At 56.7% G+C, this 15,002-nt stretch carries 9 protein-coding genes; 2 read left to right on the top strand and 7 right to left on the bottom strand.

What is annotated here, in order from left to right:
* Positions 1 to 64: 64 nt before the first annotated feature.
* Entirely contained in the window at positions 65 to 1,099 is a 1,035-nt protein-coding gene (locus tag GGR91_RS03445; RefSeq protein ID WP_183940065.1) for an ACP S-malonyltransferase, read from the bottom strand.
* Positions 1,096 to 3,288: a thiamine pyrophosphate-dependent enzyme gene (locus GGR91_RS03440; protein WP_183940063.1), complete on the bottom strand. Its 2,193-nt coding sequence runs from the start codon at positions 3,286 to 3,288 to the stop codon at positions 1,096 to 1,098. Before GGR91_RS03440 ends, GGR91_RS03445 begins: the two co-directional genes overlap by 4 nt.
* A 221-nt stretch (positions 3,289 to 3,509) precedes the next feature.
* Between GGR91_RS03440 and GGR91_RS03435 the strand changes: the two genes are divergently transcribed.
* On the top strand, positions 3,510 to 6,119 hold the full coding sequence (locus GGR91_RS03435; protein WP_183940061.1) for a TonB-dependent receptor: 2,610 nt from the start codon (positions 3,510 to 3,512) through the stop codon (positions 6,117 to 6,119).
* Between the two features lie 68 nt (positions 6,120 to 6,187).
* Here the strand turns inward: GGR91_RS03435 and GGR91_RS03430 are convergent, their stop codons facing one another.
* The 4 genes from GGR91_RS03430 to acs all read right to left on the bottom strand — a co-directional run bounded on the left by GGR91_RS03430 (position 6,188) and on the right by acs (position 12,846).
* The gene (locus GGR91_RS03430) at positions 6,188 to 8,383 is read right to left on the bottom strand and encodes a 3-hydroxyacyl-CoA dehydrogenase NAD-binding domain-containing protein (protein ID WP_183940059.1); all 2,196 of its coding nucleotides are present in this window, start codon (positions 8,381 to 8,383) and stop codon (positions 6,188 to 6,190) included.
* 14 nt (positions 8,384 to 8,397) lie between these two features.
* On the bottom strand, positions 8,398 to 9,612 hold the full coding sequence (locus tag GGR91_RS03425) for an acetyl-CoA C-acetyltransferase (protein ID WP_183940057.1): 1,215 nt from the start codon (positions 9,610 to 9,612) through the stop codon (positions 8,398 to 8,400).
* 2 nt (positions 9,613 to 9,614) lie between these two features.
* Positions 9,615 to 10,772 (bottom strand): CaiB/BaiF CoA transferase family protein, encoded by a 1,158-nt coding sequence (locus GGR91_RS03420; RefSeq protein ID WP_183940055.1) that lies wholly within the window; start codon positions 10,770 to 10,772, stop codon positions 9,615 to 9,617.
* Between the two features lie 121 nt (positions 10,773 to 10,893).
* Positions 10,894 to 12,846, bottom strand: a complete 1,953-nt coding sequence (acs, locus tag GGR91_RS03415) for an acetate--CoA ligase (protein ID WP_183940053.1) — start codon at positions 12,844 to 12,846, stop codon at positions 10,894 to 10,896.
* A gap of 157 nt (positions 12,847 to 13,003) precedes the next feature.
* Here acs and GGR91_RS03410 point away from each other — a divergent pair, with 157 nt between their 5' ends.
* Entirely contained in the window at positions 13,004 to 13,786 is a 783-nt protein-coding gene (locus GGR91_RS03410; protein ID WP_183940051.1) for an SDR family oxidoreductase, read from the top strand.
* Positions 13,787 to 13,789: 3 nt separating this feature from the next.
* On the opposite strand, the gene prfB is transcribed toward GGR91_RS03410, so the two are convergent.
* On the bottom strand, positions 13,790 to 14,917 hold the full coding sequence (gene prfB / locus GGR91_RS03405; RefSeq protein WP_183940049.1) for a peptide chain release factor 2: 1,128 nt from the start codon (positions 14,915 to 14,917) through the stop codon (positions 13,790 to 13,792).
* Positions 14,918 to 15,002 lie beyond the last annotated feature (85 nt).

Genomic DNA, 15,002 nt, shown 5'->3' with positions numbered 1-15,002 from the left:
TTACCAATTGTGCCCCCTTTATCCTGCAGGGCACAAGCGTCTAGCGCTTATTCGTATGCAACGTTTAACGTGATGCCCAGGCGCGCTGTTCGTCCATACCCATGGAAATCAATATGGGTTCGTCCTGCTGCCGTGCCTGAAAGTCTGCTTTGCCCGAAAGGCCACGCCAACCCGATGCAATCAGCGCTTGTGCCGTTGGCGCGCCCAAGGTGGTTCCGGGCCCAAGCACGATCACAACGTCCGGCGCGAATTCTGCCGCAGCAACCTGCACCGCACGGCTAAAATCATATGTCTCGGTCAATTGCGCGCCAAGCGTGTAGGCGTAGATCGCGTCTTGGCTAAAGGCATGCGGCGACCAAATCTTGCCCTGCCCGTCAATTGCCGGAATGTTGCCCGGGCCGAAATCCGCCACGGGATTCTGCGCGCGCGCCATCGGCACGATATGCTGCAGCAACGGGCTATGGAATGCCGCATGGTGCATCAGCCGCAATGGGAAGCGGTCGTCCTTCGGCAGTTTTTCGGCGAGCCATTTCAGTCCGGCTTCGTCTCCTGCGAACACCACCATCCCGCCGAGGCGTATCGACACCGATATGAAAATATCAGAAATATTCTTTGCTTCATCTAGTAAAGTATTGATAAAATGCATTTTTTCTTGGTCAATGTTCCAGTCGGCATCGACAATCGGCCATACGATCTGCCCGCCGGTGCCATGTTCATGCATTAACAGGCCCATATTGTTCACAAGCCGCGCACCCGCCGCCAGATCGACGATACCCGCACAGGCCAGCGCGAGATACCAGCCCATTGAATTGCCCGTCACCGCAACGACATCAAATTTATCACGATCAATCGCAGCGAAATCCGCGAGGGCAGATGCGTAAATCAGCGGGGATGCGTTATCGCCGGTCATATGTACCGATGGCGCGTATTTCTCGGCTTTATCGAGCGTCGATACCGGCACTTGGCCCTTTTCCGCACGCACCGCATCAACAATGCCGACCACGTCAGCGCGCGCCGCATGGTGCTTCTGCACATATCCAAGCTCGGACGCGTTGTAGGTGCCGCGTCCCGGGCAAACGACCAATGCGCGCTTCTTCATGCGACCGCTGCCTTGGCGGCTTCCACGATCGATTGCTTGCTTGGCAATACCAGCTCAGCCGCGGGCCCAAGCGGGATGAAGCAATCTTCCGCCGTAATTCGGCTAACGGCGTTACCACGACCAGCCTCCGTCAATATGGTCATCAGCTTTTCACTCAAGCTTCCCGATCGGCGGCTTTCGTCAACAATCAGGATATTCGAACAATCCGCCACCGCAGCCACAATTGCGTCCGCATTCAACGGATGTAACCAACGCAGGTCAATGATGCGTAATGTGATGCCCAACGCTTCCAATTCGGGCGCAGCCTGACGCGATAAATAATAACCATTTCCATATGTTATAATCGCAAGTTCAGTGCCGTTGCCAAATTGCCCAAGCGCACCAAAGACGATTTCACGCGCGTCCGTCGGCGCTGTATATTCCGCAGACCACGCCCCATCCTCCGCACCATGAAGGTCCGTTGTGTGATACAGTGCGATGGGTTCAAGGAAGATCACAACACGGCCATCCTCATGCGCAAGCCGGACGCATTCACGCAGCATAGCAGGCGCATCAGCGGCATTGGACGGACATGCGACAATGATACCGGGAATGTCGGTAAGGACAGCGATGCTGTTGTCATTGTGGAAATGCCCGCCAAAGCCCTTTTGATAGGGCAAGCCAGCGATACGCACGACCATAGGGTTGCGATATTGACGGTTTGAAAAGAAGGACAAGGTCGCCGCTTCGCCCCGGATTTGGTCCTCGGCATTATGCAGATAGGCCAAAAACTGGATTTCGGGGATAGGAACAAAGCCATTATGCCCCATGCCGATGGCCAGCCCAAGAATGGTCTGTTCGTCCAACAACGTATCAAACACACGCGCTGCGCCGAATTTTTCCTGCAGCCCCTGTGTCACGCCATAAACGCCGCCTTTGCGCGCAACATCTTCGCCGAACACCGCGACATTGGGATATTGCAGCATGATATCCGCCAAAGCAAAATTGATGCTCTTGGCCAAAGTGACAGGTTTAGCCAAGTTGCGTGCGTCTTTGGTGAAAAGCGCGTCGCGTGCGGCCGCATCGGGCAATGGCCGCGACGGCTTGGCGCCTTCCTCTGGCAGGATGGAGGCCATCACCTCTTGCGCGGTGACGAGCCGTGGCTTGGCGAGCGCGTCCAAGGCAACGCGGTCCACCCGCGCGCGCATATCTTCGTAGCGCGCAACAATCTCCGCGCCCGACATGCCCGCTTGTTCATGCAAAATCCGCGCGCTGTGCAACAATGGATCTTGCGCTTCGGCGGCTTCAATCTGCGCAATCGGTGCGTAGCTTAATTCAACATCTGCCCCCGCATGTCCCATGAGGCGCACTGTCTGCATATGCAGAAATACGGGCCTGCGTCGCGCACGCGCATAGGCGACGGCTTCGTGGCAACCACGCAGAGCATCATTCAGGTCCGCCCCGTCGCAGGCAATGTAATGCAACGCCGGTCGATGCGCGAAGTTCGCCGCTATCCATCCACCGGGCGTCCGCACCGAAATACCAATGCCATTATCCTCACACAGGAAGACAATCGGCATAGGCAAATGCTGATACGCAGCCCAGCAGGCGGCGTTGAACGCGCCTTGCGATGTCGAGTGGTTGGCCGATGCATCGCCGAAGGAACATAAAATGACAGAATCGTGGGGGAGTACCGCATCATCGAGTTGCAGACGCCGCGCCAGCCCCAAGGAATGCGCGGCGCCGACGGCCTTTGGCAAATGCGAGGCAATGGTGCTGGTCTGCGGAGGGACAAAAGTGTGTGCGCATCCCAGAACCTTGTGCCGCCCGCCGGAAATCGGATCATCTGCCGAAGCGGCAAAGGACAAAGCCATGTCATATAATGGCGTCAGGCCGCCCGCCTGCTTTTTGCGCTGAATCAGAAACGCGCCATCGCGATAATGCAAAAATGCCATGTCGGTCGCGCGCGTCGCCGCCGCCATCGCTGCAGTCCCTTCATGCCCCGAACTGCCGATGGAATAAAAGGTCTTACCCTTTGACCGACGCGCCCAAAGATCGAGGTGGCGGTTCATGATTTGCGTATCAAACAAATCGACCAGCAGATGGGACGCTGCTCCTTCGGCAGCACCGTTCGCACGCGGCGCGGGAAAGTCATGGGCAGCAACACGCCGCAGAAAAGCCGCGTCTAATATCGTAGGACGGTCAAACATAGACCGCATAATTAGCGCCAAAGGGCACAAAAGCCACTGGAAAGTATAAATTTCAACTGCACGATTAAATCGCTGGATTTGTTAAAATTCGGCGATAGGATGGTGATTGAGAGAGAGCTTGCCCACCGGACCATTTCAGCCGGTGAGCGTGTCAAAACTGGCAGCCCGAAGTGAGCAGCAAATGCCGCAAGGGTGTCGGTTGAATAGGAGGAGAGAGTATAATGCGTCGATTTAACCGTGTAATCACGGCTGCCCTGTGCAGTACCATCTGCAGCGCGATGTTCGTGCCTGCGGCTTACGCCCAAACAGCCCAAGCCGAAGAAGATAGTGGTGATGAACCCATTATCGTTACCGCAACGTTGCGCGCGATGGATGTGCAAGACATTCCGCTTGCCGTGACCGCGGTCGCACCAGAGGCGCTGGAGCGTCAGGGAATCAATGATATTAAGAATCTGGCGTCCATTTCGCCAAGCTTTAACATTCAATCATCGCAGACCGAAACACAGGGTACCTCGATCAAAATTCGCGGCGTCGGCACGACCGGGAACAACACCGGTCTTGAAAGCTCGGTCGGTGTTTTCATCGATGGCGTATATCAGTCACGCCCAGGCGTTGCTTTGGGTGACCTTGTCGACCTTGAGCGGCTTGAAATCCTGCGCGGACCTCAGGGCACTTTGTTTGGCCGCAACACTTCGGCTGGCGCGCTGAACGTCTCGACAAAGCGTCCGAGCCTTTCTGAAGTCGAAGGCTTCGCAAATGCGAGCTATGGCAATTACAATTTCATGAACCTTCAAGCCGGCGTTAGCGTGCCAATTACCACTGATGTTGCGGGCCTCCGGGTGTCCGGCACATGGCGCAAACGCGACGGCTATCTCAAAACCCCATCGGGCGTAGAGAGCAACAACCGTGATCGTTACATGCTGCGCGGACAATTGTACGTCGAACCAAATGCCGATGTCAGCATCCGTCTGTTGGCCGATTATGCCAAGACCGACGAACAATGCTGCGAAGCGGTTATCGTTCGTGAAACCGAACTTGCACCTTTCTCCGCTTTCCATGGTTTGGCCAGCGATGGCGTAGACCAGTCCGGAATGAGCGCGCTGAAGAATCTATCGATCAACGGCGGACCTTATCTGAACGGCTCCAAGCAATGGGGTACTTCAGCCGAACTGAAATGGGACCTGGGTGCGGCAAAGCTGACCTCGGTTACTGCATATCGTAAGTTCGATTCAAGCTCGACCACGGTCGGCGGCTTCACCTCCAACAACACCTACACAGTGGGTAATGGCGCACCGACATCACGCACCGGCATTTTGCCATCGGGTGACCATATCAAGACCTTTACCCAAGAACTGCGCTTGCAGGGCACCGCTCTCAACGACAGTCTCGACTGGTTGATTGGTGGTTTCTACTCGAGCGAGAAAATCCGCGCTGACCAGACGATGACGCTCAATGCCGATTTCCAGCGGACGGGTGGTGCATTCAACTTTGCCAATGCGGCAGGGGTCAACCCGTTGTTCGCACTGACCGCGCTCGGCAATGCCGGCGTTCCAGTCAATGCCGATGGTAACTATGCCGAAAACCGGTTCCTGCAGGATGCAAAAAGTTGGTCGGTATTTACGCACAATGTTGTCAATTTCACCGATAAGCTTAGCTTGACGCTCGGTGCCCGTTACGTAAATGAAACCAAGGACGCATCGTTCAACCAGCTTGCTGCAACGACCGGTGCAGGTGCCAGCGCGTGCCAAGCCAGCGTGAATGGTGTGTTGGCCGGTACCGTACCTGCCCCACTTCGTGCAGGTCTGATTGGTCTCAACTGCTTCCCATTTGCAACGTCGGTCAATCTGACCGCACCAACCGCATTGGGCGGTGGTTTGGCCAGCCGATTGCTGCCTTTGCCACGCGCATGGTCGGACACGTTCAAGGATGACGAGATTACCTATACCGCACAGCTTGGGTATAAGGCGACTGAAGATCTGTTGTTCTATGCTGGTTACAGCCATGGGTTCAAATCAGGTGGTTTCAACCTCGATCCACAATCAGCAACCTTGCAGAACTCGGCAGCCATTCTTGCCGGTTTGGCAACACCGGGTGGTCCGGTGATTGTTGCGCCGGTCTATGCCGAACCAGACTTTAAGTCCGAAAAGGTTAACCAGATCGAAGTTGGCGTTAAGGCAACTTTGTTCGGATCGATCAAAGCCAACCTGGCTCTGTTCGACATGAAAATGAGCGACTTCCAGGTGCTTGAATTCACCGGCGTCCAGTTCCTGACCTTCAACGTCCATTCGGCGCGGTCAACAGGTGCTGAGCTGGAGTTGTTTGGCAAGCTGAGCGACAATATCTCGGCGAATGTGTCAGCAACATATGCAAACTCTCGCTATCCTGGCGATTGTGCCGACGGTGTAGCGGCGGCGGCATTGGCGTCAACGCAGAGGCTGTGTGGCTCTACGCTGACCAACGCGCCAAAGTTCGCAGGTGTTGTTGGGCTTACCTATGAAGGACAGGTCAATGACGCTGGCTGGGGCTTGCTTGTAAATGGTAACATCAACTATTCGGATCGCCGCCGCACAAGCACCATTCCTTTGGATACCAATAACCTGCCAATCCCTCTGGATTATCAGGACGCCTACTTCAAGATGAATGCGCGCATCGGCCTAACAACGCCGGATGAGCGTTACACGTTCGAGATTTGGGGTACGAACCTGAACAACGAAATCACGCGCGGCGTTACCGCCAACACCCCGCTTCGCGGTGGTGCAGGCACCCGTTCGCGTATCGGTTTCGTTGAAGAGCCACGCATGTACGGCATGACCGTCCGCGCCAAGTTCTAAACCAACGACACAAACAAAAAGGGCGGCCTCCGCGGAGGTCGCCCTTTTTTGTGCCTTGCTTGCTGGTTTTATGCAGCAGCTTTATACAAAGTCTCGCCCTTGTCCGCCATGTCGCGGAAGCTTTTGGGTGGGGCAAAACGATTGCCAAATCGCTGCGCCAAATTGTCGGCGGTGCGGACGAAGTTCTCGAGGCCAACCGTGTCGATATAGCTCATCGGGCCGCCGGTGTACGGCGCAAAGCCCCAACCGAAGATAGCACCCAGATCAGCACTCTGTGGATCGCGCACGACCTCTTCTTCAAAGCATTGCGCTGTGGCAATCAACTGGATGTACAGCAGGCGCTGCTTCACTTCTTCGACTGACGGCTGGTTTTCAGCGAGCGGATAATGCTCCGCCATGCCCTGCCAAAGGCCAAGACGTTCGCCCTTGTCATCATAGTCATAGAAGCCAGAGCCGAAACGACGGCCCTTACGGCCCAATTTGACGACCATCAATTCCATGAAGTCTTCGGTGCCGCTTGGTTGATACGCGTCGCCCAATTCTTTCTTGGTCGACTGCATAACATCATAGCCAAGCTGCAATGTGGTTTCATCCAGCAACGCCAGCGGGCCAATTGGCATGCCAAGCGACTTGGCGGCATTTTCGATGAGCGCAGGTTTTACGCCTTCGGTTACCAGCTTCATCGCCTCACCCATATAAGGCGGGAATACGCGGTTGGTGAAGAAGCCGCGAACGTCCTTTACGACGATCGGCGTCTTCTTAATCTTTGCGTTATAATCAAACGCCGCAGCCATAGCCCGCTCGCCCGTCAGTTCACCGGGAATGATCTCCAGCAACGGCATTTTTTCAACCGGCGAGAAAAAGTGCAGTCCGACAAACAATTCCGGACGTGAGGAATTCTTCGCAAGCCCCGTAATCGGCAATGTCGACGTATTCGACGCGAACACGACATCGGGTCCGATGACCGCCTCTGCCTTCTTAATGACGTCTGCCTTCACATCGGGCCGTTCAAACACGGCTTCAATGATAAGGTCGACATCTTTCAGATCGTCATAATTGTCCGTGGGTGTAATCCGCGCCATGAACGCGTCGCCCGCTTCCTTGGTCATCTTGCCACGGCTGACGGCCTTGTCGATGATCTTGCGGCTGTAATCGACCGCCTTATTGGCATCTTCAAGGCTGCGGTCGAGAACGACAACGTCCATGCCGCCCTTAACGGTAACGTGCGTGATACCCGATCCCATCAGGCCACCGCCCAGTACGCCAACCTTTTTAATCTCAACCGCAGGGACACCTGCGGGGCGGCCAGCGCCCTTTTCAGCGGCCTGTTTGTTGATGAACAAGGTGCGGATCATATTCTTCGCTTGGCTGCCCGAAAGCAGTTTGGTGAAATATTTGGATTCAACACGCAGCGCAGTGTCGAACGGCAGGATGGAACCTTCATACAGACAGGACAAAATGGCCTTAATGGCGTCAAAATTGCCTTTGCTCTCCTTATGCGCCATCGCGTTCAGGCCAACGAACAGCTGAACCGCACGTGGGTCCATCGCGCCTGCACCGCCGGGGAATTTGAAATCCTTCTTGTCCCACGGCGCCGTCGCCTTCGGATTGGCCTTTACCCATGCTTTGGCATTGGCGATCACATCCGCAGCCGGCGCGACGTCGTGCACCAGTCCCTGCGCCTTTGCTGTTGCCGGGTCGAGCGACTTGCCTTGAATAATCATCATCGCCGCGTTCTGCAGGCCAATGAGGCGCGGCGTCCGCTGCGTTCCGCCGCCACCGGGCAACAGGCCAACCATCACTTCGGGCATGCCGAGTTGGATTTTTGGATTGTCCGCAACGACGCGGTAATGGCACGCAAGCGCGAGTTCCAAACCGCCGCCCAAAGCAAGACCGTTCAGCGCACAAGCAACCGGCTTTGCCGACGCCTTACCGCTGCTCAGGTCCTTGGCGGAATGACCGCCGGATTCCATTTTGCGCAGCAATGCGTTCAAAGCGAAAGCCTGGTCGAACGCTTCTTTGGTGCTGCTCGCCTTTGCGCCGCCCAGCATGGTCAAGTCAGCACCGGCGAGGAAACCGGATTTCTTACCCGATGTAATGACCGCGCCCTTTACGGCTTCGTTCGTGGTGAAATCGTCGACCCATTTGCCGAATTCTTCGATCAACGCGCCATTCCACACGTTCATGGATGCATCCGGAAGGTCGATCGTCAGAAGCGCAATGCCATCGGCGTCGATATCGACGGAGAAAGTTGTGTAAGTCATGTTTTCGTTCCCGATCAATTCACGCGTTCGATGATGGTTGCAGTGCCCATTCCGGCACCAATGCACAGCGTGGTGAGCGCAGTCGACTTGCCGGAACGCTCCAGCTCATCCAGCACGGTGCCAAGGATCATCGCACCTGTCGCGCCAAGCGGATGTCCCATGGCAATGGCACCACCGTTGACGTTGATGTCGCTATGGTCGACATTCATCGCTTCCATGAAGCGCAGAACGACCGAGGCAAAGGCTTCGTTCAATTCCCACACATCAATGTCGCTCTTGTCCATTCCGGCGCGCGCCAGCGCCTTTTGCGCGGCGAATTCGGGGCCAGTGAGCATGATGGCGGGTTCGGAACCGATGGATGCCATCGATACGATACGTGCACGCGCCTTCAGGCCATATTTCTCGCCAGCTTCTTTGGTGCCGATCAGCACAGCGGCCGAACCGTCGACGATGCCCGAACTGTTGCCGGCATGGTGGACATGGTTGATCTTTTCGACATCAGGATAGCGCATGATGGCAATGTCATCAAAACCCGGCATCATGGTGCCCATCATCTGGAATGCAGGGGCCAATGCGCCCAAGGACTGCATATCCGTTTCCGGACGCATCAATTCATCATGGTCAAGGACGACTTCACCAATGACATCCCGGATCGGCAGGATGGAACGCGCAAAACGCTTTTCAGCCCATGCCCGGCCAGCCCGCTTTTGGCTCTCGACCGCATAAGCGTCGACATCATCACGGCTATAGCCATATCTGGTGGCGATAAGGTCTGCAGAAATGCCCTGCGGGATGAAGTAATTTGCAATCGCCGAGCGCGGGTCGATGGGCCACGCGCCGCCGTCCGAACCCATGGGCACGCGGCTCATTGATTCAATGCCGCCGCCAACAGCCAGATCGCATTCGCCCGACTTCACTTTGGCCGCAGCGATGTTCGACGCTTCCAAGCCCGATCCGCAGAAACGGTTCACCTGAATACCCGACGTTGTGTGCGGATAGCCAGCAGCCAAAACGGCGGTGCGCGTTATAACTGCGCCCTGCTCGCCCACTGGCGATACGCAACCAAAGGCCACATCTTCGATCTCTTCACCCGACAGGCCATTGCGGTCGCGAATAGCCGCCAGAACCTGCGCCGCGAGGTCGATGGGCGTTATTTCATGCAGCGCGCCATCGGGCCGCCCCTTGCCACGCGGGCTACGCACCGCATCATAGATATAGGCTTCGGTCATATTCAGTCCTTATTTGCGACCACGGCGCCTGCCGCGATCAGTTGGGAGATGTCATCAGTGCCGAGTCCCGCTTCGGCCAATATGGCAGCGTAATCTGCACCTTTTGTTGCGATATCAAAATGGGTTGGCAAAGCCTGCGTTGCAAGACGCGGCGCGACTTGAGGGTGCAGCCAACGACCGTCGGTGACAACCGCGTGGCGTTCGGCATTTACCGGATGTGACGCCGCCTCAACATAGTCGAGCACGGGCGTTACGCATGCGTCGGTACCGGCAAAAACAGCCTCCCAAGCGTCGCGCGTTTTGGTGGCAAACACATCCTCCAGCATTTCATGCTGCTTCGCGAATGCGGCGTGGTCATGCTGCGCGCCATAGGCCTCACGATCGATGGGCAAACGTTCCATCATCGCGGCAAAAAATTGCGGCTCGATACAGCCAACCGCCATGAACTTGCCATCGGCCGTCATGTAACAACGATAAAATGGCGCAGCGCCGTCGAGCAAATTCGCCTCACGCTTCGTCCGCCATTGGCCAAGGCCGGCCATGCCGTGGACAAAGCTCATCAGGCTATGCGTGCCATCCACAATCGCGGCATCGACGATATTGCCACGGCCCGTCTGCGCACGCTCGATGATTGCGGCAAGGATGCCGTTGACGAGGAACATGGAACCGCCGCCGAAATCACCGATCATATTGAGCGGCGGAACGGGCGGCTGCCCATCTTTGCCAATCGCGTTCAATACGCCGGTCATACCGATATAGTTGATATCATGGCCCGCCATCTGGCTCCATGGGCCAGTTTGTCCCCAGCCGGTCATGCGGCCATAGATCAAACGCGGGTTAATGGCGTGACAGACATCGGGGCCAACACCCATGCGCTCGGTCACGCCGGGCCGCAGGCCTTCGATCAGGACGTCGGCAGTTGCGACAATCTTTAACAAAGCCGCGACCGCTTCCGGTTTTTTCAGGTCCAGCACCATCGACCTTTTGCCCCGCGCATCAATCGCCTTGGGAACCAGCGAGCCGCCGGGCCGGTCAATCACAATGACATCAGCGCCCATGTCGGACAGCAGCTGGCCAGCATATGGCCCCGGCCCAATTCCAGCGAGTTCAACGACCTTAATGCCTTTTAAGGGACCCGTTTTTGCTGGAGAATCGGTCATGAAGCTTTTCCCAATATGGCGCATTTAATCGCGCGATTAAGGCGCATCTGTTAAGGTGTCGTGGCACTTGACGCAAGCGTCAAGTAAAGCTGAACCTCGGAATTCTAACGCTGTGCTGACGTCACCGGTTCTGACGTCCCTCAATAAGCGCATCGACAACATTTGGGTCAGCAAGTGTTGAGGTATCCCCCAAAGCGCCGAAGTCATTTTCGGCAATCTTCCGCAATATGCGCCGCATGATTTTGCCCGATCGCGTTTTGGGCAGTGCAGTCGTGAAATGGATATGATCGGGCGACGCAATGGGTCCGATTTCAACGCGCACCTGCTGCCGAAGTTCCGCGTGGAGTTCGTCCGACGGCTCTTCCCCGACATTCAGGGTCACATAGCAATATATGCCCTGCCCTTTTATATCGTGCGGAAATCCAACCACCGCTGCCTCTGCGACCTTGTCATGGAGCACGAGCGCGCTTTCCACCTCGGCAGTGCCCATGCGGTGGCCCGATACGTTGATAACGTCGTCGACACGGCCCGTAATCCAGTAATAGCCATCTTCATCCCTGCGGCAGCCATCGCCTGTAAAATATTTCCCCTTATAGGTCGAAAAATAGGTCTGCACGAAACGGTTATGATCGCCATAGACGGTGCGTGCCTGGCCCGGCCAGCTGTGCGTAATGCACAGATTGCCCGACGTTGCGCCGCCAATATGTTCATCGGCAAGTACGACGCCTTCATTATCCACGAGCTGCGGCTGGATGCCAAAGAAAGGCCGCCCTGCGCTGCCCGGTTTCATGCCATGCGCACCGGGCAAGGTTGTAATCATCACGCCGCCAGTCTCAGTTTGCCACCATGTGTCGACAATGGGCAATTTCCCCTCGCCCACCGTCGCGTGATACCAGCGCCAAGCCTCGGGATTGATGGGCTCACCCACCGTGCCCAGCAAGCGCAGCGACTTGCGCGAGCGCGCCAAAACCGGCGCATCGCCATCGCGCATCAACGCGCGCAGGGCCGTTGGCGCAGTGTAAAATATGTTCACCTGATGCCGGTCAATAATGTCCCAGAAACGCCCGCTATCGGGGTAGCTTGGGATGCCTTCGAATATCAGGCTGGTGCCGCCATTTTGTAGCGGCCCGTACACGACATAGCTGTGCCCCGTGACCCAACCAATATCCGCCGAGCAAAAGAAGACTTCGCCGGGGCGATAGTCGAAGACATAATGGAATGTGCTCGCGGTCCAGACCGAATAGCCACCGACGGTGTGCAACACACCCTTTGGGCTGCCCGTTGATCCTGAAGTGTATAATATGAACAAAGGGTCTTCGGCGTTCATGGGTTCGCAGGGGCAATCGTCCGACGCGCCAAAGTCGTGATACCAATGGTCGCGGCCAGCCTGCATCGCAACGGGTTCGCTTGTGTGCTGCACAACCAAAACGGCATCGACGCCGTCCACTTTCGTCAGCGCCGCATCGATATTCGCCTTTAACGGCACCGACTTGCCACCGCGCAACGCCGTGTCTGCGCAGACCACAAACCGGCTCCCGCAATCCTGAATACGCCCAGCGATCGCCTCCGGCGAGAAGCCGCCAAAAACAACGCTGTGCACCGCGCCGATCCGTGCGCAGGCGAGCATCGCAACCGCGCCCTCAACGCACATGGGCATATAGATTGTGACGCGGTCCCCTTTGCCAACGCCAAGGGTCTTGAGCGCGCCAGCCATGCGCTTAACCTCTGCCAGCAGCTCGGAATAGGAAACCCGGCGCGCATCATTGGCCGGGTCATCAGGCTCAAAGATAAACGCAATCGCGTCGCCCTTGCCCGCGGCAACATGGCGGTCAACGGCGTTGTGGCAGAGGTTTAAAACACCGTCTTCATACCATTTGATCGACACGGGGTCGAACGACCAGTTGCCAATTTTCGTTGGCGGCGTGAACCAATCGATCCGCTTGGCTTGCTCGGCCCAAAATGCATCGGGCGCGCTGATGCTTTGCGCATACATAAGGTCATAATCCGCAGCGCTACATTGCGTGTTACGGGCAGCCGTCTCGGGAATTGGAAACCAGTCCTGATGCTCACTCACTTGCTCTCTCCCGTAACCGTGTTAATCTTTATGGCCTGCTTAAGTGGAGTAGGTCCAGTGATTCAAGGCTAAAGAGTGCAAACGCTCTTCACACGGCTCAGATAGCCGCCGCACAGCGTTGCGGTGGTCAAATATCCTTTGAATACAGGAAACGCACATGCCGAAATTACAGAATAAATCCGCGCTCGTGACTGGCGGTGCCCGCGGGATTGGCGAGGCGATTGCCCGCTGCTTCGCGAAAGAAGGTGCGATGGTCGTCATCGGCGACGTTGATGCCGAAAACGGTACGCGCGTCGCATCAGAAATCGGCGGCACTTTCGTTGCGCTTGATGTCTCGTCCGAAGAGGATTGGAACAATTTGGCCAAACAGCAGCCAGGCATCGACATCGTCGTGAATAATGCCGGTATAACCGGGTTCGAAGACAGCCCCGGCCCGCATGACCCTGAAAACGCCACGCTGGCCGAATGGCACCGCGTCCACGCCATCAATCTGGACGGAACGTTCTTGGGCTGCCGCTATGCGATCAAGGCGATGCGCGCCAAGAAAGCGGGCTCCATCATCAACATGTCCTCGCGCTCTGGCTTGGTGGGTATTCCCGGTGCTGCGGCCTACGCTTCGTCCAAAGCCGCGATCCGAAACCACACCAAATCCGTGGCGCTATATTGCGCGGGGCAAGGGTTGAAGATTCGCTGCAATTCCATCCATCCCGCCGCGATCATGACACCGATGTGGGAAGCGTTAATTGGCGATGGACCAGATCGTGCGGCGCGCATGGCCGCAATGGTCGCAGACACACCGCTCAAGCGGTTCGGCACGGTCGAAGAAGTCGCGGCAATTGCCCTGATGCTGGCATCGGATGACGCCACCTATATGACCGGAAGCGAAGTGCATCTGGACGGCGGCCTATTGGCAGGGTCTTCAGCGTCTCCGGGCGATTAAGCGTCAATCAACATCGTCAACGGAAACAGCCTCGCCTGTCACGCGCTGGGCCAATGCTGCGGCGATGAAATTGTCGAGGTCACCGTCCAGCACATCGCTGGGTGTTGGCGACGTCACGCCCGTGCGCAGGTCTTTCACCATCTGATAGGGCTGCAGCACATAAGAACGGATTTGGTGGCCCCAGCCGATTTCGGTCTTTGCCGCATATTCGCCCGATGCGACTTCTTCACGTTTGCGAAGTTCGGCTTCGTACAAGCGCGCCTTCAACATGCCCATCGCGGTGGCGCGGTTCTTGTGCTGGCTGCGGTCATTTTGGCTGGCCACGACGATGCCGGACGGTTTGTGGGTGATACGCACGGCGGAGTCGGTCGTATTAACGTGCTGCCCACCTGCGCCTGATGCGCGGTAGGTGTCGATCTTCAAATCGCCTTCGTTGATTTCAATGTCGATATTGTCATCAATGACAGGATAGACCCAAACGCTGGAGAAGCTGGTGTGGCGCTTGGCGGCGCTGTCATAAGGCGAGATGCGGACGAGGCGATGGACGCCGCTTTCGGTCTTGGCATAGCCATAGGCATTTTCGCCTTTGACCAGCAACGTCGCCGACTTGATGCCCGCCTGATCACCCGCCTGATAATCCACCATTTCGACTTTATAACCGCGCTGCTCGGCCCAGCGATAATACATGCGCTGTAGCATTTCGGCCCAATCCTGGCTTTCCGTGCCGCCTGCGCCAGCGTGAATTTCGATAAAGGTATCATTGCCATCGGCTTCGCCCGACAGCAGCGCCATGACCTTGTCCTTGTCCGCACGATCCGCCAACGCCTTAAGCGCGGCCGCACCTTCGTCGCCAAGCTCTGCATCGCCTTCCATTTCGGCAAGCTCAATCAGTTCGACCGTTCCGCTCTTGTCGGCATCAATTTCGCGCACGGTGCTGATGGCGGCATCAAGGCGGCGGCGCTCGCGCATAACCTCTTCAGCGGCCTTGGGATTGTCCCACAGGGTCGGGTCTTCCACCTTTGCGTTCAACTCATCAAGGCGGCGCAATGCGCGGTCCCAATCAAGCGACATCTTGACCAGGTTAAGGGCAGCATCAATGCGGGCAACATAGCCTTCTGCGTCGGCGCGCATGGGGAAACTCCAAGGGAATGAAAAATGTCAGGCGCGGCCTTTAACCGAAACGCCCGCGAAGTCAAAGCCAGCTAATTGCGCAAAC

It is taken from the genome of Sphingorhabdus rigui (assembly GCF_014196595.1).
Lineage (GTDB): Bacteria > Pseudomonadota > Alphaproteobacteria > Sphingomonadales > Sphingomonadaceae > Sphingorhabdus_B > Sphingorhabdus_B rigui.
Note: the sequence above shows the minus strand (reverse complement) of the source record. Positions and strands in the feature narration are given on the sequence as shown.